The sequence below is a fragment of the Paenibacillus nasutitermitis genome (assembly GCF_014641075.1).
GTDB classification, from domain to species: domain Bacteria; phylum Bacillota; class Bacilli; order Paenibacillales; family Paenibacillaceae; genus Paenibacillus_Z; species Paenibacillus_Z nasutitermitis.
In genome coordinates, this window is sequence record NZ_BMHP01000003.1 from 201,000 (window position 1) to 226,065 (window position 25,066).

General features: G+C 53.8%; 18 protein-coding genes. 7 read left to right on the top strand and 11 right to left on the bottom strand.

Annotated elements, in window-relative coordinates:
* Positions 1 to 45: 45 nt before the first annotated feature.
* On the bottom strand, positions 46 to 1,656 hold the full coding sequence (locus IEY46_RS20040) for a response regulator transcription factor (protein WP_188994327.1): 1,611 nt from the start codon (positions 1,654 to 1,656) through the stop codon (positions 46 to 48).
* The gene (locus IEY46_RS20045; protein WP_229750420.1) at positions 1,637 to 3,493 is read right to left on the bottom strand and encodes a cache domain-containing sensor histidine kinase; all 1,857 of its coding nucleotides are present in this window, start codon (positions 3,491 to 3,493) and stop codon (positions 1,637 to 1,639) included. The genes IEY46_RS20040 and IEY46_RS20045 overlap by 20 nt, the downstream gene beginning before the upstream one ends.
* A 259-nt stretch (positions 3,494 to 3,752) precedes the next feature.
* On the opposite strand from IEY46_RS20045, the gene IEY46_RS20050 reads away from it, so the two are divergent.
* The 6 genes from IEY46_RS20050 to IEY46_RS20075 all read left to right on the top strand — a co-directional run bounded on the left by IEY46_RS20050 (position 3,753) and on the right by IEY46_RS20075 (position 10,560).
* Positions 3,753 to 5,216, top strand: coding sequence for a sugar ABC transporter substrate-binding protein (locus tag IEY46_RS20050; protein ID WP_188994331.1), 1,464 nt, complete (start codon positions 3,753 to 3,755; stop codon positions 5,214 to 5,216).
* A gap of 83 nt (positions 5,217 to 5,299) precedes the next feature.
* Entirely contained in the window at positions 5,300 to 6,205 is a 906-nt protein-coding gene (locus IEY46_RS20055) for a carbohydrate ABC transporter permease (protein ID WP_188994332.1), read from the top strand.
* A 26-nt stretch (positions 6,206 to 6,231) separates the two neighbouring features.
* On the top strand, positions 6,232 to 7,548 hold the full coding sequence (locus IEY46_RS20060; RefSeq protein ID WP_188994334.1) for a carbohydrate ABC transporter permease: 1,317 nt from the start codon (positions 6,232 to 6,234) through the stop codon (positions 7,546 to 7,548).
* A gap of 23 nt (positions 7,549 to 7,571) precedes the next feature.
* Entirely contained in the window at positions 7,572 to 8,336 is a 765-nt protein-coding gene (locus tag IEY46_RS20065; protein WP_188994336.1) for an SDR family NAD(P)-dependent oxidoreductase, read from the top strand.
* 71 nt (positions 8,337 to 8,407) lie between these two features.
* Positions 8,408 to 9,541 carry a galactonate dehydratase gene (dgoD, locus tag IEY46_RS20070; protein WP_188994338.1) on the top strand — a complete coding sequence of 378 codons (1,134 nt, stop codon included), beginning with the start codon at positions 8,408 to 8,410 and terminating at the stop codon, positions 9,539 to 9,541.
* A 92-nt stretch (positions 9,542 to 9,633) separates the two neighbouring features.
* Entirely contained in the window at positions 9,634 to 10,560 is a 927-nt protein-coding gene (locus tag IEY46_RS20075; RefSeq protein WP_373288843.1) for a VanW family protein, read from the top strand.
* Between the two features lie 169 nt (positions 10,561 to 10,729).
* On the opposite strand, the gene IEY46_RS20080 is transcribed toward IEY46_RS20075, so the two are convergent.
* Entirely contained in the window at positions 10,730 to 11,191 is a 462-nt protein-coding gene (locus IEY46_RS20080; RefSeq protein ID WP_188994342.1) for a GNAT family N-acetyltransferase, read from the bottom strand.
* A gap of 61 nt (positions 11,192 to 11,252) precedes the next feature.
* Positions 11,253 to 12,140: a helix-turn-helix transcriptional regulator gene (locus tag IEY46_RS20085; protein ID WP_188994344.1), complete on the bottom strand. Its 888-nt coding sequence runs from the start codon at positions 12,138 to 12,140 to the stop codon at positions 11,253 to 11,255.
* 115 nt (positions 12,141 to 12,255) lie between these two features.
* Here IEY46_RS20085 and IEY46_RS20090 point away from each other — a divergent pair, with 115 nt between their 5' ends.
* Positions 12,256 to 13,791, top strand: coding sequence for a sulfatase family protein (locus IEY46_RS20090; RefSeq protein WP_188994345.1), 1,536 nt, complete (start codon positions 12,256 to 12,258; stop codon positions 13,789 to 13,791).
* A gap of 266 nt (positions 13,792 to 14,057) precedes the next feature.
* On the opposite strand, the gene IEY46_RS20095 is transcribed toward IEY46_RS20090, so the two are convergent.
* The 7 genes from IEY46_RS20095 to IEY46_RS20125 all read right to left on the bottom strand — a co-directional run bounded on the left by IEY46_RS20095 (position 14,058) and on the right by IEY46_RS20125 (position 24,885).
* Positions 14,058 to 16,064, bottom strand: coding sequence for an alpha-L-arabinofuranosidase family protein (locus IEY46_RS20095; protein WP_188994347.1), 2,007 nt, complete (start codon positions 16,062 to 16,064; stop codon positions 14,058 to 14,060).
* Between the two features lie 17 nt (positions 16,065 to 16,081).
* Positions 16,082 to 16,999 carry a carbohydrate ABC transporter permease gene (locus IEY46_RS20100; protein ID WP_229750421.1) on the bottom strand — a complete coding sequence of 306 codons (918 nt, stop codon included), beginning with the start codon at positions 16,997 to 16,999 and terminating at the stop codon, positions 16,082 to 16,084.
* Positions 16,993 to 17,937, bottom strand: coding sequence for an ABC transporter permease (locus IEY46_RS20105; RefSeq protein WP_229750507.1), 945 nt, complete (start codon positions 17,935 to 17,937; stop codon positions 16,993 to 16,995). The genes IEY46_RS20100 and IEY46_RS20105 overlap by 7 nt, the downstream gene beginning before the upstream one ends.
* Before the next feature lie 129 nt (positions 17,938 to 18,066).
* On the bottom strand, positions 18,067 to 19,662 hold the full coding sequence (locus IEY46_RS20110) for an extracellular solute-binding protein (protein WP_188994349.1): 1,596 nt from the start codon (positions 19,660 to 19,662) through the stop codon (positions 18,067 to 18,069).
* 216 nt (positions 19,663 to 19,878) lie between these two features.
* Positions 19,879 to 21,471, bottom strand: coding sequence for a helix-turn-helix domain-containing protein (locus tag IEY46_RS20115; protein WP_188994351.1), 1,593 nt, complete (start codon positions 21,469 to 21,471; stop codon positions 19,879 to 19,881).
* A complete protein-coding gene (locus IEY46_RS20120; RefSeq protein ID WP_188994353.1) occupies positions 21,446 to 23,245 on the bottom strand; it encodes a cache domain-containing sensor histidine kinase in 1,800 nt (599 codons plus the stop codon). Before IEY46_RS20120 ends, IEY46_RS20115 begins: the two co-directional genes overlap by 26 nt.
* Before the next feature lie 182 nt (positions 23,246 to 23,427).
* A complete protein-coding gene (locus IEY46_RS20125; RefSeq protein ID WP_188994355.1) occupies positions 23,428 to 24,885 on the bottom strand; it encodes a sulfatase family protein in 1,458 nt (485 codons plus the stop codon).
* Positions 24,886 to 25,066 lie beyond the last annotated feature (181 nt).

The window sequence follows — 25,066 nt, forward strand, 5'->3', positions numbered from 1 at the left end:
AGCATGCGATCCGCGCGAAAACAAAGCAAGAAAGAGGGGAAGGAGTCAGCACTCGTTACCATTAAGCCTATTGTCCTCGCGGTACGCTGAGGGACTAAGACCCGTTGACTTTTTAAATACATGGCAAAAGTAATTCTGATCCTCGTAGCCGACCAGTTGGGAAATACGTGTGATTTTCAAGCTCGTTGTGGCCAGCAGCTCCTTCGACCGCGTCATTCTGACCCGGGTCAAATAATCGTTGAAGCTGATGCCCACCACCTGCTTGAACAGCCTGGAGAAATAATTGGGGTGAATAGGGTAGCAATCCGCAACCCATTGCAAGGAAAGGTTCTCCGCATAATGCTGATCGGCATACAGCCGGACGGACATGATAATCTCATCCCCCGTAAGGCTGCGGTCCGCCGGACCCTTCAGCTGTTGGAGCTGCTGCTCAATAATGGGAATAATATCACGCCATGTCGAGATATTTTCCAGAGCGGCCATCGGCTTCATATCGGCCGCTTGATCGCTGACACCCATCTTGGTCATTTGCTTGCGCAGCAGATGGATCACTTCGGTGTACAAATATTCCAACTGTTCAAAACGCGGAGCCGGCTGGTGGGCCACGGCGCGGAACAACCGCTGCGTATATTGGATAAACTCCTGATGATTGCTTTCTTCCAGCATGCCGGACAGCGCCTCGCGGGCCTGCGCGGTCATGAGCGGGTAAACCGGCCGGCCGTCTTCATCGTCCTGTTCCACATATACTTTGCTTTCCCCGAACAAAGTGCGGTTTTTCACATTTCGAAGGGCTTCCAAATAGGAGCTCCGCAGCTTGGGAAGTGCTTGTTTCCAGCCTCCAATGCCGATCGAAACCTTCAAGCCCAGATGGTCCGCTGACCACCTTAAGGTTTCTTCCAGCAGCATGGCGACGGGTTGCAAGTCAGCTGCGTGTTCACAGCCAAGAAAACATACAATTTCGTCCGGGTGGTAGGCATGCTTGAATAGGACAGCTTCCATTTTGCTCGTGGCCAGCGTATCGTGAATGAGATTCATAACGGCAAAACGGGCCAGGGACTGATCGTTTTCCTTGAACCGGGCAGCATCCGGACATGGCGTTATTTTGATCGATGCGGCTGCCCAATAACGACTTCCGCTCTCCGAACAAGGCAGGCTGCCGCTCCAGTCCGCCCCCGGTTCCGAGACAAGATGAGTCAGCTCAAAGTCGTCTGCCCCAAGGTCGCTTTGCCGCATCATCTGATGAAGCTTGTTCAGCCTGGAATGATCCTCCGCCACTTGCTTCTCATCGTGAAGCTGACGGCACAAATCGGATAACAGGGTATGAAGTTTGTCTTTGTCCACAGGCTTCAGCAGGTAATCCTTCACATTGTACTGCATCGCTTCCCGTACATAATCAAATTCATTGAAACCGCTGATGATTACAAATTTCGTCCGGGGAAACCGGGCATGTACCTTGCTGATAAACTGCAGGCCGTCCATTCCGGGCATCCGGACATCAGTCAGAACGATGTCCGGCTTGCAGCGTTCGAACTCGCCTATCGCTTCCAGGCCATTGGATGCCTCGCAGGCAAGCTGCAGGCCGAGCCTGGACCAATCGATTTTGCGTATGAGCCCTTCACGGATAAGCGGCTCATCCTCAACGATCATGATCTTCATGCTTATCGCCTCCACCCGTCTGTTTCGGCAGAATAAATTGAATGCGTGTCCCTTCCCCTACCGTACTCTCAATCGATATTACCGGATTCAAATCATAATACATTTCAATTCGTTTGAGCACATTGGCAAGGCCGATTCTTGTTTTTGCGGATGAAGGCGAATGCCGGAAGGCAAGCTTCGACGGATCAGTAAGTCTCCTCTCCAACATCTCGATCGCAGCGGGATCCATACCCGTCCCGTTATCCGCTACACTAATTTCAAGCCGCTGCTCATCCAGGCTGCGAATGGCAACCTGAACGGATTTATAGCCGAGCTTCTGCTCCAATCCGTGAATAATGGCATTTTCGACTAGCGGCTGAATTAAAAATTTGGGAATGACCACATCTTCAACCTGTTCGTCAACCTTCATCTCATAATGAAACTGATCGGAGAAACGGATCTGATAGATGGACAAATACTGATTCAGATGATTAATTTCCTCCTGGATGGTCGCAAAGCTTCCGCCATTGAGATTGTAACGGAGCATATTGCCAAGGGCCAGGCAGATGTGGCTCACTCGCATATCTCCATTGATGGAAGACAGGCTGTCAATCGTAGAAAGCGTGTTATAGAGAAAATGGGGATTGATTTGAGATTGAAGAGCTTTGATCTCCGCTTCTTTCTTCAGCAGCTCCGTTTCGTACACCTTCATGATGAGCTTGCGGATTTCAGCCGTCATTTTGTTGAAGCTGTGCTGAATGGTGGACAGTTCATCGGCACCTTTGACATGAATATAGGCCTGAAAATCGCCCATCTCCACCAGCTTCATCTTCTTGTTTAATTCCTTCAGCGGTCTTGTTACCCCGTTTGCAATGATGGAGCCAAGCAGCATAGCGAATACAAAACTGATTACGGCAATAAGGATCAGCGTGTTGCGAAATACATTGACCTTATGAAGAATCCGGTCAAGCGGCACGCTCCCGACGACGGTCCAGCCGCCATAGCTGAGGGAATGCGCGAAACCGATGTACTTTTTGTCATTCTTGCTGAATTGGAAATCGGCATACCTGCTGCCAGTCAGGTTGTTCCGGTAAGCTGTGAATAAGGGGTCGCCGGCAATCGACTTGCCAATCCGGTCGTTGGTACTGGTAAATATGATGGTTCCCTCACGGTCGACGATATAGCTGCTGCCTTCATCATTGTCCAGACCAAGGAAAGCCTTCTCCAGAATATCGGGGTCCATGGCAATCTGGATATAGCCGACCGGGTATTGGGAGTTGGACGTAATCCGTTTCATCTGCTGCACATAGCTGATGGTATGAATAGCCTTGAGTTCATTCTTGGCCGTAGTAATCGAAACCGTCCACAGCGGGAATCCGTCAAGCAGTCTGGCTTGTTCGTGAAGCGTCTTCTGATCGTCAGCCATCATGGACCGCAGAGTCGAGTTGTAATAATAGTAGCTGGAGAACTGTTCGCCGCCCAGCCTGGTCATTTGGATATACGAGATGAGCGGGGTTTGCATTTTCTGACCCTCAAGTTTATTCCGGTAATACTTCTGATTGTCGAAGCTGGGTGTGCCTTCGAGAAATTGCTGCACGGACGTGTCGCTGAAATAACTGTATCCAATGCTGCCGATGGTCTTGAAATGCAGCTCCAGGGTATCTACCGTCTGCTCGGTCAGCTTCTCCAGCCCTTCAAGCATGGAGGCTTTAAGCTCACGACTCATGATCCGGTAATACGAGTAGCCCATAATTAAAGCGGTTAGCCCGATGACAAGGAAAAAGGAGAGAATCATCTTACTGCGAAACTGTATCCCGGTCAGCCTTTTCCTGTTCAGCCAAGGTTTGATGAGACTCATTCCCCCTAAAAGTTTCTAGCGGAACTTCCTGGATGACCTCAAAGCGAGCTGGAAACTTACTTTAGAAGCATAAGCTAAGAATGTATGCGCTTACTGCGGATGTATTCGACAACTGGGACTGTTTTCCTTTTTGGTGAAAAGGAATCGCAGCCCTCCTTAAAATATTGCTAAGGAGAGGTTACGATTTTGTATAGAAAGCGCTATCATACCATCATATACTTGCATTGTCAGTTATTCCATAACAAGGAGGCAGTCGAAGGTGGAATATAATAAACGATTCAGCAACTGGACGGTTACAGCGATTATTCTGGTCGTAATGCTTATGGTTTCTGCTTGCGGGAGCAATAGCGGGGGTTCAAACACAGGAAATACCAAAACAGATAACGGTGAAAAACCATCTGCGAATACGCCTGCAGATACGAAAGCGGACAACACGACAGGCGGCGATAAGGAGAAGGCGGATCCACCGGCTGCGAATGTCGAACTTAAAGTATGGGACCAGCCGAAACCCGATGATCCGAACAAACCGGTATGGGAAGAAGTAGTTGCCGGATTTGAAGCAGCCAACCCGAACATCAAGGTCACCCATGAGCTTATGCCTCAGGGCACGAATGACCGCGAGGTATTCGTCACATCGATGGCAGGCGGCAATGGACCGGATGCTTATCAGGCCGCCCATTTTCCGATTATCGCGGATTGGGTCGGACAGGGGCTTGCGCTTGATCTGACGCCTTATTGGGACAGCTACGAGGACAAGGATCAATTCATCCCCTCCTCCATGCAGGCGGGAACCATTGACGGCAAAGTATACGGCCTGCCGGGCAGCATGTATGTAACGGGATTGTTCTGGAATAAGAAAATGTTCAAGGAAGCGGGTCTGGACCCGGATACACCGCCTGCCAACTGGGATGAGCTGGTAAGCTTCGGCAAGAAACTGACGAACCCGGCCAAGAAGCAATATGGCCTTACCCTGCTGGGAATGGAATGGGCCGATTGGTGGTTTGAATATTATGTCTGGCAGGCCGGCGGCGACCTGACCCATCTGCAGGATGATGGAACGGTTCAATTAGCTTTCACGGAGGAGCCGTCCGTTACAGCCCTGCAGTTCTACAAGGATCTCAAATGGAAAAATAAAATTGTGCAAAACAACGTGCTTCAAAGCTACCAGGACAATATGAACGATGTTTACCAGGGGCGCGCGGCCATGTCCAATGGCGCATCCGGCGGATTTGGCGACTACGCGGGCAATGGCCTGGATTTGAACGAAATCGGATTTGCCCCTTACCCGGTGGGCCCTTCAGGCAAAGGACCGGGGCAAATCGGTGGCGCTTACTGGATTATTAATCCGAAAACCTCCAAAGAAAAGCAGGACGCAGCCTGGAAATACATCACCTACCTGAACTCCAAAGAAACGCTCGAGAAATATTTGCAGTTCCAGTCCGACAACGGTATTTTCCCGAACCTGCTATCCGTGCGCAAAGACGTCAACCCGGCCGAGTTCGCATCCAACGTCTCGCAGGAGCTGGTGGATGGCGTTAACAAAGCCGCCGCAGATACGCATCTGGAATATTTCCTCAAGGAACGGTTGACCCCTTATGTGGTGAAAGCCGTGCAAAAAGCGCTGACCGATGAGAAATCCGATCCCAAAACGCTGCTTCAAGAAGCGCAGAATGCCGCTCAGAAAGAAGTTGTCGATGCCTACAACGCATCCGTGAAGAAATAACATTTTGTGCAGGCGGAGAACGAGGCGGGCGGAAGCTGTCCCCCTACTGATCCGCCTGCCATTTCCGAAAGGAAGCCTATGCGATGAAAACGGTCACCAGACAGCAGCCCCAACTGCAAACGCGTGCGGGATTTCGTGTCCGAATCCCATGGACGTCGATCCTGTTTCTGACCCCGGCGGTCCTTGCTTTTCTTCTATTCAAATATTATCCGTTGTTTCAGGCGATCTATATGAGTTTCTTTGATTACAAAGTCATCAATCCGCCGGGTAAATTTGTATGGCTGGACAACTATGCATATCTCATCCATTCCACAGAATTCTGGAATGCGTTCTTCAATACTTTCACCTTCTTCTTTATTTATTTCATTCTCACCTTCTGGGTGCCGATCGTACAAGCGATTCTGCTCAATGAAGTCCGTTACGCGAACAAGACCATCCGTGTGCTGTATCTGCTTCCGACGGCTGTTCCTTCCATAGCCGGCTATCTGCTGTGGAAGTGGCTGTATAATCCGGACTATGGCTTGCTGAATTATTTGCTTCATTTTATCGGACTTGGGCCGTACGGCTGGCTGAATGATCCGCATATGGCCAAATGGGCCATCGTTTTTCCCGGCATATTCGGAGCGGGAATGAGCATGCTCATCTATTATTCCGCCCTTCAGGGCATTCCCAACGAAAATATCGAAGCTGCAAAAATCGACGGCGCAGGCCCGTGGCGCAGAATGTCGGCCATTGTATTCCCGAGCCTGAGATTCGTCATCGGCATCCAGTTTATCGCTTTTATCTCAGGCGTTTTCCTTACCTTCGACCCCATGTATATCATGACCGGAGGCGGCCCGGCCAACAGCACCCGGACGCTGTCCATGCTCGTTTTCAACAGCTCCTTCAAAGAACTGCGTTTTGGCGTGGCAGGAGCGATCTCCTTCGTCATGTTTATCATTATTGCGGTCATTACCTTCATACAGATCAAAGTGTCCAATAAAGAATAACATTCTGACCCCGGAAGGAGATTCTCATGGCTGCACGCAGACGGATAAAAGAGCGGGGCGGATTTTCCGTCAAACTGGTTGCTTATACAGTAGCAAGCGTATTCATTCTGGTCTCGGTTATTCCGCTGATCTGGATGATCAGTTCATCAATGAAAGACAACATCTCCATTTACCGGTTCCCTCCAACCTGGATTCCAGAGATGCCAAAGGCCATACATGTGACGCTAAACTACGACGGTACGGATCTGGAGAAACAGGAGGATTATGAGCTGGATGCCATGGAAGCGATCTGGTTTACTTGGAAAAAAATGCAGAACGATGCGATCGGCGCATTCGAGGTTACAGGCGTCAAGGATGGGGCTGTCGTCTACCAGGCCGGAATGCCGTCTTATAAGTTCACGCTTGGCCGCCCGCAGGTCGTACCGACGATGCTTGCAACCCATGCGACCATGAAGATCAAGCTGCCCCAAATCCGCGATCGCAAGCTGACTACCTTTGATTGGGCGGCACAAGGTACGGCCTATGAAGGGGAAACCACTCTGCCGGCCGGCTTGTCGGAAACCTCGGCTTCGGTGAAGCAGCTATTGGCAGAATCCAAGGTGGTCAAAGGCAAGGTAATGGCCCTGTCGGAAAACGACGATTGGCGCAGGCTGTTTGATAACTTTATCGTGCTGTGGAGAATGGCCGAGTCTGAGAAGAACTCCTATGGCTTCCCCCATTTCCTGCTCAACAGTGTGATCGTAACGGCCGCAACCATCTTCAGCCATATGCTCATCGGCGGAATGGCCGGCTTCGCGCTTGCGCATCTCGTCCGGGGGCGTATCGGCGCCTGGCTGACCCTGTTCTTCGTCGCGACGATTATGATACCGGAAATCGCGATACTGGTTCCGCTCTATTTGACCATGGATAAACTGCATTTGGTTGATACGCTTTGGGGTATTATTTTACCGCATACCGCATGGGGGATCGTCATCTTCCTGTTCAAGGGATTCTTTCAGCAGCTGCCCGGGGAGCTTATTCAGGCAGGGAGGATCGATGGCGCCTCCGAATTCCGCATATACTGGCGGATCATCGTCCCGATGTCGGCGCCGATCTTTACGGTCGTTTCCGTTATGACGTTCATCGGGGTGTGGAATGAGTTTCTGTGGCCGCTTGTTGTAGCAAGATCGCCGTCTGTATGGACGTTTACCGTGGCGCTCAGCGACTTCCAGAACCGTCAAAGCATGGGGGCCAACGTTATCATGTCAAGTCTCGTTCTGGCTACGATCCCGCTTTTGATTATTATCGTCTCCTGTCAGAAGCTGATCGAGAAAGGCGTTTCGTTTACCGGATTGAAAGGTTGAGTACAAGCTAGGGAGGAATGAAAATGGAGAGGAAAGTCGCGCTGGTCACGGGATCGGGGAGAGGAATCGGTAAAGGCATCGCCCTTGCGTTCGCCGCTGCCGGCTACGAGGTATGCGTCAACTATAATACGAGCCGGGAAAAGGCGCTTGCGGTCGTTGAGGAAATTCGAGCGCTCGGCGTCCGTGCGGAAGCCGTTCAGGCGGATATTTCCACGATGGAAGGAGTATCCGCTTTATTTGACGGCTTCTCGGAGAAATTTGACCGTCTTGATGTACATGTGAATAATTCCGGGATTACGCGAATGAAACCATTCCTTGAGACAACGCCGGAATTGTTCGATGAAGTCTTTCATACGAATTTACGGGGACTATATTTTTGCGCTCAGCGCGCCGCCCGTCTCATGGTGGAACAGCAGATCAAAGGTGTGATTGTTCATATCAGCTCGAATCATTCGCAGGGAACCTGGTCCCATTCAACCGTGTATGCCGCGGCCAAGGCCGGGGTGAACAAGCTGACGAAAAATATGGCGCTGGATCTGGCGGAATATGGCATTCGGGTTGTCGGCATCGCCCCCGGATACACGCTGCTCGAGAAACAGCGGGATGAGCGGGCGCTGCAGCATATGGCCTCCATATCCTCACGCATTCCATTAGGCCGGTTCGCCACGCCGGAGGAAGTGGGAGAAGCAGCCGTTTATCTGTCCTCCCCCGCTGCCGCTTATATAACGGGCACAACGCTGGAAATGGACGGGGGCGCGCTCCTTCCGGTCTGGGCGGACCAAAGCTGAGGGCTCCGGTGCGATAAACGATCGGGCAAGCGAAAATAGTCTGAAAATAGAAAAGAAGAGGATGGGATCACATGAAAATCACCGACATGAAGCTCTTTCACGTTAAACCGCGATGGCTGTTTCTGAAGATCGAAACGGATGAAGGCATTTCCGGCTGGGGGGAACCGATCGTGGAAGGCCGCGCTTTAACTGTGGCGGCGGCTGTCGAGGAGCTGAAGCGTTATTTGCTTGGCGAGGATCCGCTGAGGATCGAACATCATTGGCAGGTCATGTACCGGGGAACCTTCTACCGCGGCGGACCGGTGCTCGTAAGCGCAATTAGCGGAATCGAGCAGGCTTTATGGGATATTAAAGGGAAATTCTACAACATGCCCGTCTATGAAATGCTGGGCGGCAAATGCCGCGACCGGATAAGGATGTACAGTCATTGCGGAGGTGCCACCCCCGAAGAGATGGCTGCCAATGCCCTTGGCAAAGTGGAGGCCGGGTTCACGGCAATCAAGATCGGCATCGATGCTCCCGTGCAGAATGTGGATACCTTGCGGTTTGTGGAAGGGCAGCGGGCCAAGCTTGCGGCCATTCGCGAGGCGGTCGGCAGCGACCTTGATGTGGCCATCGATTTCCACGGGCGGGTAAGTCCGGCGATGTCGATCCGCCTGGCTCAAGCTTTTGAACCTTATTACCCGATGTTCATCGAGGAGCCTTGTTTGCCTGAAAATGTGGATACGCTGCTGCGTATTGCCCAATCGACAACCATCCCGATCGCCACCGGCGAGCGTCTGTTTACAAGATGGGGCTTCCGGGAAGCGCTGGAGAAGCAGGCCGTCGCTATTGTCCAGCCGGATTTATGTCATGCCGGAGGCATCTTCGAAGCGCGCAAAATCGCAGCCATGGCGGAGGTCTATTACGGTTCTGTCGCTCCGCATAATCCGCTTGGACCGATTTCCCTGGCATCCTGCCTGCAGCTCGATGCCTGTACGCCGAATTTTCTTATCCAGGAGCATCCCTCCATGGCGGAACGCTGGGATCTGGGCGAAGGGTATTTGAACCGGCCGTTTCAAATTCAAGAGGGCTGCATCGCTGTTCCCGAAGGGCCCGGGCTCGGAATAGAAATCAATGAAGAGGCGCTTGCAGAACGTGCTTATCCGGGAGATTGGGACACCCCGCATCTCTTCTATCCGGACGGTTCATTCGCGGAGTGGTGATTGTTATTTATTCTCTCCTCTTAATGGGTAAAACGGATCGGTTTAGGAAACCGTATTAACGAGATTACACGTATAAGAGGGTGCCGAAAACGTTGAAATGGATGTCGATAGCCGGAGCCTTGCTGCTGCTTCAAGCGCATATAATACCGGATACCTTCACAGTCAGCCATCAGGGAAAAACGATTGCCAGCGCCAACCGTTCCGATTTTGCATTGACGGCTTTGCCGCTCGTGGACCTGGATAAATTCGATCACTGGCTGGACGAACTTGACCGGCAAATTTACGAGAAACCGGAGAATGCCAAAATTGGCGACCATGGGGAAATCGTCCCCGGACAGCCCGGTCATAAGCTGAACCGGGAGAGGTTTGCCGAACAGTTTTCCATTTATTTTTTTGGCAGCGGCCCTGCTGAGGTCCAAGCGCCGCGTACAGCGCTTTATCCGAAGGTCGACAGCGAGCTGCTGGCCTACATCAGAGAGAAACCGATTGGCCATTACGTCACCTATTTCAACGCCGGCAATAAAAACCGTTCGCACAATATCGCTCTTGCAGCGAAAGCCATTAACAACACCGTCATTTTCCCGGGCGAAATCTTCTCGTTCAATCAGGTGGTCGGCATGCGTACCGGAGAAAAAGGATATTTGCGGGCGGGAGTGATCGTCCGCGGGGAACTATCGGAAGGGATCGGCGGCGGCATATGTCAGGTCTCCTCGACCCTCTTCAACGCCACTGACCGTGCGGGACTGCAAATCGTTCAGCGCTATTCCCACAGCCGGCATGTTCCTTATGTATTGCCCGGACGCGATGCTACGGTGAGCTGGGACGGCCCGGATTTCACCTTTCAGAACCAGTACAATCAGCCGATCCTGATCCGCGCCTATGCAGGGGGAGGAAGCATGCTCGTTTCGATCTATTCATCTGAAATGATTGAATACAAACCGCGGGTGGTTCACAGCATATCCAAGCGGCTTCCGGAAGAGATCTCCATCGAAACAGATGCAAAACATCCTGCCGAGTGACAAACCATCTTATAGAAATTTACGGGACAATCAAATTACCCGCTGCGGGCCGCAGCGGGTAATTGCGGTTCAAGGCCAGTCTTGTACAAACGGAGCGACAATCCCATTTTCCCGTGTAGTAAGCCCTAACAGGACTGCGCCGTTTGTCTTAAGTCCCTTCACCAGTGCTTCACCAGTGCTTCTCCATCGCTTCCTCACAGGGGGAAAATCCGCTTCTTGCATAGAACCGCACACTTTCGCTGCTGGGCCAGACAATCAGGAACTCGATCCTGTTGTCCTTCGACCACTGTTCCATGGCGGTATGAATCCTGCCCCCGATCCCTCTATTTCTATATCCGGGTCGCGTATAGACATTGGTCACATAACCGTAACAGGGATCAGGAGATTTGCCCGGGCGCGGCACTTTATGGATTAACTGCAGGTACATATGCGACACGATTTTCCCTTCGGCCTCCGCCACCCAAATGTACCAGTCTCCGCCTTCGATCGCCTTGGCCAGGAATGCGCTGCAAATCTGCTGAAAGTCCTCAAAGCCGCCTGCAGGGTCAGTCCGCTCTTCATTCGAGAAGTCCCAACGCAGCTGGACAAGCTCATTGATATCGGCTAAGGCCGCCAGTCGAATGTTTTCCATCCTTCCACCATCCTTTGTTTGTATGTATCTTCCAGATGCAATCAGAATATTCCTGCCTTCATCACCTAATCTCTCGCATGCCATGTCTATCGCCGAACAGCCGGTCGCGATAGCCGGAAGGCGAGAGCGAACATTCTTTCTTGAATGCCCTGCTGAACGCATACAAGCTGGGGTATCCAACAGCATAAGCGACTTCCGTCACGGATGCCGAGGCATCCGCAAGTAGCCGCTTCGCTTCCAGCATACGCGACCTTGTGAGATAGGCGGCGGGGGTAATCCCCAACCGTTTCGTAAATTCTGCAGAAAAGTGGGAGCGGTTCACTCCCGCAGCCGCCGCGGCTTCCCGTACCGTGAGCCCCGCTCCGGCATGAAGCTCCATATGCGTCAAGCCGCTGCGCAGCCAATCCGGAAGGCGGCCGCCGCAGCCTGCGCTTCTGCTTCTGAACTGGATCAGATCCGCGAACAGCCGGTACAGCCGGCTCTGCAGGAGATAAGGCAGCGCATCATCCAAGGCTGATGCTTGCGTCATCAGCTCCAGCATGGAAGTAAACGCCTCTTCCGCCAGCATAGCGCCGGCTTGTCTGACTATCGGCTCCTCACGGCTAAAGCCCGCTCTGCCAAGAAAGCGCTCCACGCCCGGGCCGTCGATCTCCAGCCAGATAAGCTCTGCTTCCTCCTGACCCAGTCTGCAGCATGTGTGCGGCGTCTCCGGGAAATGGCAGTACACATCGCCCGGCCTCAGCACAAGGCGGCGGTCAGAGCGCTGCGTCACCAAGGCTCCCTTCTGAACTGCATACAGTCCATAATAATCCGCCTGCCTTCTTCCAGGCCCAATGCCTGCAAGAAATGTCCCGCTGCCCCCGCGTATCGGCCATAGCTGTCCTTCCCTGTCCCATTCACCGGGGTCATAAATCACTGTTACCGCCGTGTTGAATTGGCTTATCGCCATTTCCCTCCCCCTTCTCTCTTCTACGGTATCCGACAAATAGGCAAACATGTCCTACATCTCGCCATTCCCGCCGTACCATTCTTGGGCTATGATTAGAACAGGAGGCGATCAATAGATGAAGAAACCGAATATTCTGCTCATCACGAGCGATCAGCAGCATTGGAACACGATCGGCGCGTTCCAGAGCGAGGTGCATACGCCCAATCTGGACCGGCTGGTCCGCGAAGGGACCGCATTCTCCAAAGCGTATTGCCCCAATCCTACCTGTACACCAAGCCGGGCATCCATCATAACGGGGATGTACCCCAGCCAGCACGGCGCATGGACGCTGGGCACCAAGCTCCTTGAAGACCGGCACTGCGTCGGCGAGGATCTTGCAGCGGACGGCTGCAGAACGGCTCTTATCGGCAAGGCGCATTTCCAGCCGCTCCGTTCCACAGATGAATATCCATCGATGGAAGCCTATCCTCTGCTCCAGGATCTGGACCTGTGGCGCCGCTTTGAAGGGCCATTCTATGGCTTTGAACATGTAGAGCTCGCCCGCAACCATACGAACGAAAGCCATGTCGGCCAGCATTACGCGCTGTGGCTGGAAGAGAAAGGCTGCATGAACTGGAGAGATTATTTCCTTCCTCCGACCGGCACCATGGACCCGAACGCTACCTATTCCTGGCCGATTCCTGAGGAATTCCACTATAATACCTGGATCGCGGAAAGATCCAACGCGATGCTGGAGCAGTATGCGAAGGACGGAGACAGCTTCTTCCTGTGGTCGAGCTTCTTTGATCCCCATCCCGAATATCTGGTTCCTGCTCCTTGGGATTCCATGTATGACCCGGATGCCCTGACCATTCCGCAGCCGACGCCAGGCGAACATGACCGCAACCCGCCCCACTTCGGCAAAACGCAGGAGGACCAGCCCGATTTCTCCGACCTCTTGGAGAGCGGGTACGGCATCCATGGGTACCGCTCTCATCTGTATTATGAATACGGCAGCAAATTCAAGCTGACGGATGCCGACCGCAAGAAGCTGGTGGCCGTCTATTATGGCATGGTCAGCATGATGGACAAATATATCGGCCGCATACTCGACAAGCTGGACGAGCTGGGGCTTGCGGAGGATACGGTTGTCGTTTTCACCTCCGACCATGGCCATTTCTTCGGCCAGCACGGCCTGCAAGCCAAGGGCGGCTTCCATTACGAGGATCTGATCCGCGTTCCTTTCATCGTCCGGTATCCGGGACAGGTTCCGGCCGGCGTCCAGTCGGATGCGATTCAATCGCTTGTCGACCTGGCTCCGACGCTGCTGTCCTTTCGCGATATTCCCGTCCCGCACGCCATGACCGGCGTGGACCAGCGCGAAGTATGGGAAGGGACCCGGTCAAGCGCCAGAGATCATGCCTTGGTTGAATTCCGCCACGAACCGACGACCATTCATCAGAAAACGTATGTCAATGACCGCTATAAATTGACGGTCTACTATAATCAGACCTATGGGGAGCTGTTCGACTTGCTCCAGGATCCGCAGGAAGTGAACAATCTGTGGGACGATCCCGGCAGCGCGGAGCTGAAGTCCACGCTGCTGCTCAAATACGCCTGGGCCGAGCTCGGCAAGGAACCGATGCCGATGCCACGTATCTGGCACGCCTGAGCGAGTGGCGCGCGATTAAACGGCTGCCCGATGCCTTTCTGGCTCTACGGACGCGCCTCGTCATCTTGGATCCACGGTCTCTTCTTGGCTACATAACCGCGTGCCGTCATCCTCGGCTCCACGCCGTCCGCTGCAGCACTTCGCGGGATGTCACCCACGGCGAAAAGACCTCCGCTCCGCCACTTACGGCGGAGCGGAGGTCTTTCTTTATCGTTATCAGCGTATTCCGCGCACTTGCAGACGGATGCGCGATGCCGCAGCGAAGGTCAGCGCTTCAGCTCGATCACATAAACGGAATGCGGATTCATTGCCAGGCGCGGTGCGGCGCCATCCCAGCTTATGCGTTTCTCCTGCGCGGTAATAAGCTCGGGGTCGAACACCGAGTTGATCGCTTCGTAATCGCTGCCCGTCACTTCCCAGACTGTCGCTTCACCCGCCGCTCCGAACTCTTCAGCACGCAGTTCGGTCTCAACGGGTTCAAGCCCGCGATTAACCGCAAATACGGTCAGAATCCGCTTTGTCTCATCCAGACAAGCCGTGGCATCGATTACAGGCAGCTCCTGCGGCGCCAGATTCAGCTGCCGGCTGCCGATCTCCCAAAAGTATGTGCCGCATTCTGTCTTCACCGGCGCGACATAAGCGATCGGCCGATTCGCGTACAGCTCCATCACATGGTAAGTCGGCGTGCCGTATACCGTCTGGCTCCTGCCGCTCCAGCCCGGCTTTTTGCCGCGGTATTGATCGGCATAGCTGTCTCCGACCCGGATACAGCCCCCAAGCCAGCCATTGACAAGATCCGAGAAGCTGCCGATTTCCACCAGATCAGACTGCCTGATATGCTCATTGAAATTGGCTGCATTCGCGACGGCAGCTTCCAGCGTATGCTCATTCGGCAAGCCCTTGCGGATCGTGTTGGGGAAATACATCGTATTGTATTCCGTCATGGCCAGCTTCACATGGGCGTAATCCGGATTGCCGCGCAGCAGCTCAGCCGTCTTGCCTATGATAGCACGGGTCGCTTCGGGATAAGACGTCATCGCACGGTATCGGATTTCCTTGGCTGTTTCAGGATTGATACCGGCAGATCCGCCGCCATGATAGATATGCAGAGTCAGCATATCCATATGCTCTGCCGCGATGCCAAGAAGCGTCCGGTTCCATTCCGGATTGCAGTCGCCGCAGGCCAGCAGTACGATATCCGGATCCACCTGTTTCATCGCCGCGGCAAACCGGTTGTAGCGGTGCCCGAATTCTTCGGCGGTGCAGTGCCCATGCTGCCATTCGCCATATATTTCGTTGCCGATCTCCCAATATTTCACTCCGTATGGAGCAGGATGCCCGTTTCGCACACGCATCGCCCCGTACACTGTATCCGCGTCGCCGTTGCAGTATTCCAGCCAGGCTGCCGCTTCCTCAGGTGTACCTGTTCCGGCATTGACGCATATCAGCGGCTCGGTCTGCGTATCTCGGCAGAACTGCAGAAATTCATCCGTCCCAAAATATTTATTCGTCCATCCGCCCCATGCTTCATTCACCATATTGGGACGCTCCAGCTCCGGGCCGATCGCGTGCTCAAAATGGTAGGCGCTGATATAGTTGCCGGCCAGTCGCATCATGCCGGGCTTCAGAGCCAGCGTCATCTCCACAACTTCGCGCTTGACGATACCTGCGCTGTCAGCCGGCAGCATCGATACATGATCGATCCACAGCATGCCCGATCCCGTCGAATCCCGCCACTGGGTATCCTCGGATGAGATCATCAGACGGAATTCGGCCTGTTCAGCGGATTTCGGTACATGGAGCTCGAAGGAGTATGTCTTCCAGTTATGGCTGTCAAGGGCAATCTCAGCGCTGGCAAGCTGCTCGCCTGTGCGGGAATCGGCCAGCTCGCAGGCCAGCGTCTTCAGCTCGATGGCTGCGCGCGCGATGAGCCGGATCCGGTAGGTCATGCCGCCCTTGACGGACACCATCTGCGCGATGCCGCCCCGGCACTTGTCCGCGCTGAGAATGCGGATTTTCTGGCTGTGCCCGGAATGTTTCGGCGCAGCCGGCTCCAGCGCATAGAGCGTGTTCTTGCCTTCGGTCAACGGATACCATCCGGCCGATACGCCATTTGCCGCCGCTTCCTCCTCGAAATCCATGTCCTTCAACACAAAAGCCAGCATGGCATCCATGTGATCGCGGATATCCTCCACGAAATGTCCGAACAGGAACGGGTTGACCTTATGGCTGCTTGCCGCTCCGGCATCTACAGTAATCGTTGCTTGGTTCATAGGAAAATCTCCTCCTGTTATTCTTTAATGGATCCGATCATAACCCCTTTAACGAAATGCTTCTGCACAAACGGGTACATGATCAGTACGGGAATGCTGGCAATAATAATGAGCGCGTATTTAATGCTTTCCGCCAGCAGAAGCTTCTCGGTCATGCCGAATGTCGAGCCGGATTCATCCAGAAAGCTGCTCTGGCTGACGATCAGAATTTCACGCAGCACCAGCTGCAGCGGATAGAGCTGCTCATCGCGCAAATAAATCAGCGCGTTAAAGAAGGCATTCCAGTGGTTGACGGCATAGAACAGTACCATGACGGCCATGATCGGCTTGGACAAGGGCAGAATAATATGGACCAGAAGACGCGTGTTCGAGCAGCCATCGATGAGCGAGGCCTCCTGGAGCTCCCAGGGAATGCTGTTCTGGAAATACGTACGCATGACGATCAGATTATAGGTTGAAATCGCCGTCGGCACAATCATGGCCCAGAACGTATTGACCAGGCCCAGGTCCTTGACGATCAAATAAGTCGGAATCAGACCGCCATTGAAAAACATCGTGAAGGTGATGACGAACATCAGGATGCTCCGTCCGGGAAGATCCCTCCTCGATAGCGGATAGGCAGCCAGCGTCGTCATCATCAGATTGACACAAGTGCCCACTGTTGTATAGAGCAGCGTGTTGCCGTAGCCGTTCCAAACGGCGTCATAACGGAATATTTCCTTATAGGCATCCAGCGTAAAACCTTTCGGCAGCAGCCACATTTCGCCTGCCATCACCTTCGTCGGATCGCTGAATGAAGCGCTCAGCACGAATATCAGCGGATACAGCACGACGATCAGGATGACAGCGGATATTGCGTAGATAGCACCGTCGAACCATTTTTCACCGCTTTGCGGTAAGGCCTGATTCTCCCCGGCAGTCATTTTCTTTACCATAAGCTGGTTTCCGCCTTCCGCCGCGCATACCCGTTGATCATAATCAGCAGCGCAAAATTAATCGCCGAGTTGAATAATCCGATTGCCGCGCTGTAACTGTAATCTCCAAGAAGAATGCCGTTGTTGTAGATAAAAGTTTGAATGACATCGCTTGCCTCTTTGTTCAAGTCATTCTGCATCAATAGGATTTTCTCGAATCCGATATTCATAAATGCACCGACATCCAGAATCAGCATAATTACGACAATGGGCATGATGCCCGGTAACGAAATATGCCAGATCCGTCTGAATCTGCTGGCACCGTCCACCTTGGCCGCCTCATAGAGCTGCGGGTTGATTCCGCTGAGCGCCGCGATGTAAATAATCGATTGCCAGCCCATGTTCTGCCAGATGTTGGACCCGACGAAAATCGTCTTGAACCAGCCTGCACTTTCCATGAACGGAACGGTTTCAAGACCCGCACCCTTCATCATAAGATTGACTAGCCCCGTCTGCGGATTCAGGAACAGCTGCAGCATCCCGACAATGACCACAACCGAGATGAAATGTGGAATATAGGTAACGTTCTGCACGACCTTCTTGAAGCGCTCGCTGCGGATTTCCGTGATGAGCAGCGCCAGCAGGATCGGCAGTGGAAAAGCGATCAGCAGCGAAAACAGACTGATGCTCACTGTATTCCACAGCAGACGGCCAAAATAGTAGGAGGAGAAGAAACGCTCGAAATTGTCGAAGCCCGACCACGCGCTGCCCGTAATTCCCTTGGCCGGGTTAAAATCCTTGAAAGCGATCTGCACGCCGTACATCGGCCCGTATTGAAACACCAGATACCACAGCACCGGCAGAAGCAGCATCAGGTAGAGGTCGTACCTCGCCGCAATCCGCTTCCACAGCCTTCGCCGTTCTCTTCTGCGGTCCGTCCCGGCCGGCTGTCCGGGCATTCCCGCCTTTTGCATATTTGGAGCCGTGAGCACGCTTGACACCTCTTTTCCATGGAAACATGCAGCTGCCAGCCGCCCAGGCGCTGAAGTTTAATACCCGGGCTGGCCTGGCATGAGCGGCATGCCTCTTTATTTGTTTTTGTCGTAGGCCTCCTGATAGATGCTTTCGAGCCGGGAGAGATCCATCTGATTCAGCGTCTTGACATACGCATCCCATTTGTCGAACGACAGAGCTCCGGTAATCAGCTTGGAAGTCGTCTCGCCGACATACGTATCCAGGTCCTGCCGCAAGGTATTCACTTCCTTAGAGGTCGCATCATCGAAGATCGGCGCGCCCAGAATTTCTTTTGGCATATAAGGATCCATCTTCTCCTGCGCGGCCTGCACCTCCGGCGGATTGATCGCCGAGGAATTGTTCTCATTGATCAGATGCGGCGCCCCTCCACCGGGCCATGGCGAGAATTGGCCGATAGTCGTACCCGTTCCGCGCTTGTCGGTCAGGATTTCTTCGGTATATTCCGGTAGGCCGTCCGCCTTTTTGTTATAGGTCTGGCCTTCGATACCGTAACGGAAGAAAATGGATCCTTCATCCCCGTAGAAATAATCGATCCAGCGCATGGTCGCTTCGGGATTCTTGTTGACCGAGGTTATGGCAAAGGTGCCAAAGTCGCGCGCAACCGGGCGTCCCCAGCCCTTGCGTTCCCCATCTGGTCCAGCCAGCGGCGCAATGCCGGCAAAGTCTTCCTTCTTATCGGTAAACGGGTCGCTCGCCTGATTATGGAAGTAACCGAGGTTGCCCGATGCCATTTTTGCGACGAACTGCGAGGCGTTCTGCGTGAACAGCTCCGGATCAATCAGCTTTTCCTGGTACAGCTGATGCAAATACTGCAGATATTCCTTGAAGGCGGGGTCAGCGAGCCAGATCTTTACCTTCCCGTCCTGAATATTAATGTTGTAGCCCATCTGAAAATCCAGTCCCCATGAGCCGGCCATGGAATTAATCAGCGCATTTCTGTCCCATTCCGACACCGGGATTTCATCCTTCTTGCCGTTGCCGTTGGGGTCCCCGTCGCGGAATGCGCGGAGCACCGTCAGCAGCTCGTCTGTCGTTTCCGGCTCTTTCAAATTCAAGGCCTCCAGCCATGATTTGTTGATCCACGGCTTGTCGGTTCTTGCCGCTCCCAAGGTAACAATTGCCGGAAGTGCGTAGATGTGTCCATCCGGCGCCTTGATCGACGCCAAAATCTCCGGATACTTGTCAAACAGCGCCTGGAGGTTCGGCGCATACTTGACGATGAGGTCCTCCAGCGGCACAAGCATGCCGGAGCTTCCGTATTTGACAGCCTCCAGTTGGGAGATGCCTGCCTTAAAAAGCGCGTCAGGGAGCTCGTTGGAAGCAAACAGCAGGTTTTTCCGCTCCACGAAGCCTTCGGAGGGAACATCTTCCCACACAATCTTGACGTTGGTCATTTTCTCGTACTCCTGAAAGACCAGCATATCTTTATAAGGGCCGTTCGGAGGCGACTTCTGCGCGAAAATTTTGAGCGTAACAGCTTCCTGGGAAATAGGGAAACCGCTTGTCTGGATGCTGTTTGAACTTTGTGGCTCCTTCTCTCCTTTGTTATTCGTCTCTTTATCTGCATCGCCCCCCGATGAGCAGGCAATGGTCATGCCAAGCAGTGCCGCTGTGGACAGCAGTGATGCGCCTCTTTTCCATTTCTTCATGTTGGTGACCTCCGTGTTTTATTTGGAAACGCTTTTATCATAACGCGTAAGCGATTGCATAAAAGTGCAATATTACGAACAGAAACTCCAAATTTCAGCAATCCCGTCCATCCCCGGCATAAATAAAAGAACCCGTTCTCCACGCTGCATCAGAGGAAACGGGTTCCGAGGAGGGGCTGATTAATGCGAATCCTGCCTGTGGGGGCGGCGCGCCGCTCACGGCCCGCTTTTGGCATATTCCTGCGGCGTCATGCCGACATTGCTTTTGAATACTTTGAAGAAGTAGGTGTAGCTGGAGAAGCCGACGCGCTCATAAATTTGCTTGACCCGGTAGCTGCCGCTGGCGATAAGCTGCTTCGCCGCCTCGATCCGGACCCGGTTCAGATAGTCGGTGAAATACGTTCCGGTTTCCTGTCTGAACAACCGCCCCATATATGTGTCTGTTATGCCGGCTTGTTCTGAGGCCTGCTCTAGTGAAATAGGCTCGGCAAAGCGGGAGCGGATGAGAACAATCGCCTGCTGTACATAAGGAGAATAGTGCCGCTCACCAGCCGCAAGCTTATCCATCAGCTGGGCATACAGGGATTTAACCCAGACGGCTGTCGCCGCAAGCTTGTCCGGATCGGCGAGTTCCACTCGTGTCGGCCACTCACCGGCATAATAGGCATCCGCCTGTCTGCCTGATTTGAACCAAATTTTGTCTGCCAGCTGAATGAGCTCATTTACGGTATGCGGCAGCGTGTGTTTCAGATGAGGACCTTGAAGGCTTGCAAAGATTTCATCTACAATAATCGCGCAGCCGGAAGCGCCCGCCTGTTCGACAGCGGCAATAAGCGCCTTCTCCTGCCGCAGCGTGACACCGGTCGCTGGCCCGACGGCTTGGGGGAGCGCCTCCCTCGGCTGAACACCGCCCATTGACAGCAGAGCCGTCTTATAGTCGGCGGCCAGCCGGTCAAAACGGGAGCTCACCGGCCCGATGCCATACGACAGACTGGCATTCACATAAAGCCGAAGCATATCCGCGAGTCTCTTCAGGCAGGCTCTTACGCGCTGGCCGATGGCATGCTCGCTCCGCTCGTCAGGGAACGAGAAAAGCAACACATAACGGCCCTCGCCGACATCGGCGGCAATTCCCCTCTCGCCTTGGTCCACACATTGGCGCATCACATCCAGAACCGCCTTTGACCGCTGCGCCGTTTCAGCGGGTGCACGCTGGCCAAGCGGATCGGGAAGAGTGGAGACCTGCAGGACGGTAACGACCATGCGCCCCACACCAAGCGGAGACAAATGCCGGAAGTATTCCTCGGCTCTGGCGGTATCGATTTCCAGCCCGAGCACTAGGCTCCGCAAATAGGTCTGCGCAAGCCCCTGGTTCAACGACGACCAGTTTCGCTCCATGAAAGCCAGCCCTTGGGGCATCGCCTCCGACATCCGGATGTCTTCCTTCAGCCGGTTCAGAAGCTCCAGCAGCCCGTCCGCTTCCAGCCGATGCTTTAATAAATAATCGGCGGCGCCGTTCTTCATCGTCTCCCGGACATATTCATAATTATCATAACTGCTGAGCATGACCAGCTTGATGCGCCCGCCGCAGCGCTCATGGACATATCGGCTTAGGGCGACACCGTCCATACCAGCCATGTCGATGTCCGCGATTACGATTTGAGGCATAAGGCTTTCAATCATCTCCACAGCTTCCTGTCCGCCGTGCGCCTCCCCGCACAACTGGAAGCCGTGCTTCTCCCAATCTATAATCCGGCGCAAATGGGTCAGGGCGAGCGCCTCGTCATCCACCAGCAGTACGTTCAGCATGGGTAATCTCTCCTCTGTCAGTCGGTATCGGTATGCGGATCTCCGCTTTGGTGAAGGCATCCGGGCGGCTGTATAGACGGACGCCATAGGCCTGGCCATATACCATGCGAATCCGCTCATTGACATTTCTCAGGCCCATCCCGCCTTTCCGGAACTGATCCTGGATCGTGCCGGTACGCATTGCGGCATCCATCTCCTCCTGCGTCATGCCGATTCCGTTGTCACCCACCTCAAGCACCAGCTCGCCGCCGTCCGCGTAGGCTTTCACCATAATGGAGCCTCCTTCAAGAAGGCTGCCTACCCCGTGGGTCAGCGCATTCTCGACCAGCGGCTGCAAGGTAAGCTTTAGAACGGGGATATCCAGCATATGCGGGTCAATCTCGAAATGGATCCGGAAACGATCCGCATATTTATACCGCTGGATCGTGACATAGCTCTGAACATAGGACAATTCCTCGCGAAGCGGGATGAATTCCTTCGTATTACCGAGCACGCCGCGCAGCAGTTCAATGAGCGAGCCCGACACTTCTTCTATATTGCGGGTTCCGTTCAGTGCGGCCATATATTTGATCGTATTGAGTGAATTATAGAGAAAATGCGGCCGGATCTGCGCCTGCAGCGCCGTAAGCTCAGCTTCCCGCTTGAGCCGTTCGCGCAGCTTGATATCCTCCATCAGCTCCCGCAGCCGCTCCAGCATCTTCTGAAACATGCGGTAGAATTGGCCTACCTCATCCTTCGCCGAAATATCCGCCGTTACAAAAAAATTGCCCTCCTGCACCCATCTCATGGCACTGTGGAGCCGCCGCAAATTCCGCGTAATATGGGAAGCTACGGCGATAGATACCAACAGTACAGCCATATAAACGAGGGCTACCACCTGAATGATCTGGCTGCGCAGCGTGACTGAATCCTTCATCAGCGCCTGCAGAGGGATCATGCCGACCGTGGTCCATCCTGTTGAATCGGACCGCGAGCTGACGATCAAGTGGCTGCGTCCGCCCAGCTTCGCTTCGCGGACACCGCTCCCCCGGGTCTGCTCCTTGAGCAGCGCAGCTTCTTCACCGTTTGCCTTGGAGGACGAGCCGTAGATCAGTTCGCCGCTGTCGCTCATTACATAGATACGGCTGTCCTCAGAGGGCTGGATATTGTAGTTGTTGCTTAGAATCCCGTAGTTGAGATCGATCATGACCACGCCTATCGTTTGGCGGTTATGGACGATTTTACGGCCGATGGTCACGGTTTCCTCGCGTCCGTTGAAATTCTGTCTGATAAAGATTTTCTCCGCAGGCGCAGCGACGATCTGGCTGACAAGCTCATGATTCAACAGCGTGCGGTCCACATAAGGGAAACCTTCATAAAAAATTCTGTCGGCGGGAACGCTTACAACGGAAATCCGGTTTATCTGGGATTTATATGCAATCAGATAGGACAGAAAGCTCTCTATCTTCCTCTGATCGCGAAAGCCCTCCAGCGACACCTCGGAGCTGCCGCTCTGCAGCACATTAATAACGCTTTCCTGATTCGTCACAACCAGCGCCATCAGCTTGCTCGCGTCCTGCACGAGGACATTCACATTCTCATCGGCGCGGCGGACGCTGTCGGTCACATACTGGATGGCGTTGCGTTTGATATTGTTCGTCAGATTGTAATAAATCACAAGACTGACCAGTACCAGCGCAGAGAGGATGACAAGACTGAACACGATGAATATTTTCCCCTGAATGCTGCGCCTGAACGAAAGCAGCAACGCCACTCTGCGAAGCCATATCGGCATGGTCTGTCCTCCCGGATTTGTTTGCCCTATTATAGCAATGGGTCTATCCCAAAAGTCAATGAGGCATTCCTTCCTGCTGGATCCGAAAAACAAAGCGCCCCCTTTCCACTTTAAAGTGAAAAAGGGGCGCTTTGTTAGGCGCAGATTGATGTAATGACGCGCCGCAATACATTCTTCAGGGATTATTGTTCCCGCGGATGGCGCTTTCTGAGCTCGATCAATGCCTGCTCTCTGCCGGATTCCAGCAGGCGTTCTCCGTACTCCTTGAGATGGCCCTTGGCGTGGTAAGGACCGCCTTCCATCATGACGGTCCAGAGTGGATCCACATCGCAGTCCATCGAGGCCATCATGCTGTCATGCCAATCTGTCAGCCGGTAAACAGCCTCCCGGCAGATGTCCGGACGCTGGGGAGCCACATTGTTCTGCTCGTATATATCGTCTTTCAAATTGAACAGCATCTCCTTGTCAAACAGATGATAGCCGTCGTGGTAGGTGCGGATATAAAGCCAGTCGTCGAACCGGACGCTGCGCTGGCAGACATGCGCACATTGCGAAATGACAAGGCTTTCGCGGCCGGTATCCTCTCCGGCAAGCACGGAGCCTGCGTAGCTGCGGCCGTCCCAGCTAGGCGCCGGAGGAAGCTCCATCAGCTCTGCCATCGTCGGCGGCAGATCCAGATGATAATGCAGACCCGTGTCGACGCTTCCTGCCGTCCGGCCCGGCCAGCGGATAATCATGGGAATCCGGCATGTGCCCTGGTCCGCTGTGCCGTGTTCGCCATAAATACCGAGCTCGCCCATGTTCTCGCCGTGGTCGGCCGTGATAATGACGACCACATCGTCCATCACGCCGATCTTCTCCAACCGGTCGAAGATCATCCCGATATTGTCATCCATAAAACGCACGCCGCAGTCGTAGCCGTCAACCATGCGGCGCATATCGTCACTGTTCTTCAGTTCGCCCGGATAACGCGGATATTCCGGCGACGTCCTGTTGTTGTACATGTTGATTTCATGCACGCTGTGCGGACCGACCTTCTCCCGGTGCCGCTCCAGCACCTCATCGGTCATCCATTCCGGAAGCGGATCTTCACGGAACGGATTGCCGAAAGATTCCGGGGCGCGATACGGCGTATGCGGGTCCCAATAATTGACGTACAGCATCCAATCGTCTTGCCCGGCATTGCGGTCCAGCCAATCCAGCACTACCGGCGTCACTTCCTCGGCAGATTCCATGCCGCCCTTGCCGGTATTGTGAATTTCATTGAAGCCGGCATAGAATGTCCAGGCTGTATGCCGCTCTCCGAACGGACTGACCAGCGCCGTCTTCATACCCGCCTGCCGGAACAGCGCAGGGAAGCTCTCGGCGGCCAGCTTGCTGCGGAATTGCCTCGATTCTCCTTCGTGGCGGACATCCCCCGCCGTACCCCCATGTCCCACAACACCGTTATGAATGCCGAATCTGCCCGTCATCAAAGCGGTCCGCGATGGAAAGCAGGGAGCATCTGACGTGTAATAGTTGTCAAACCGCACCCCTTGAGCGGCGATACGGTCGATATTCGGTGATGTATTGCGGTGATAGCCGTAGCAGCCCAAATGGTCGGGCCTGGTGGAATCCAAATCAAGCAAAAGTACTCGCATGGTGATAGTCTCCTTCTTAATCAAGTAATCGAGACATGCCGGTTATCCCTTGACGGCTCCGTCCGAGCCCCGGATGTAAACCATAATAATTCCTACTACCGCGGCTGTCATTATGATGCCCACAGAGGTGCTTCAGCCTATGGACCCAGTATAGGATTTTCGGCGAATCTTCGTCTATGTA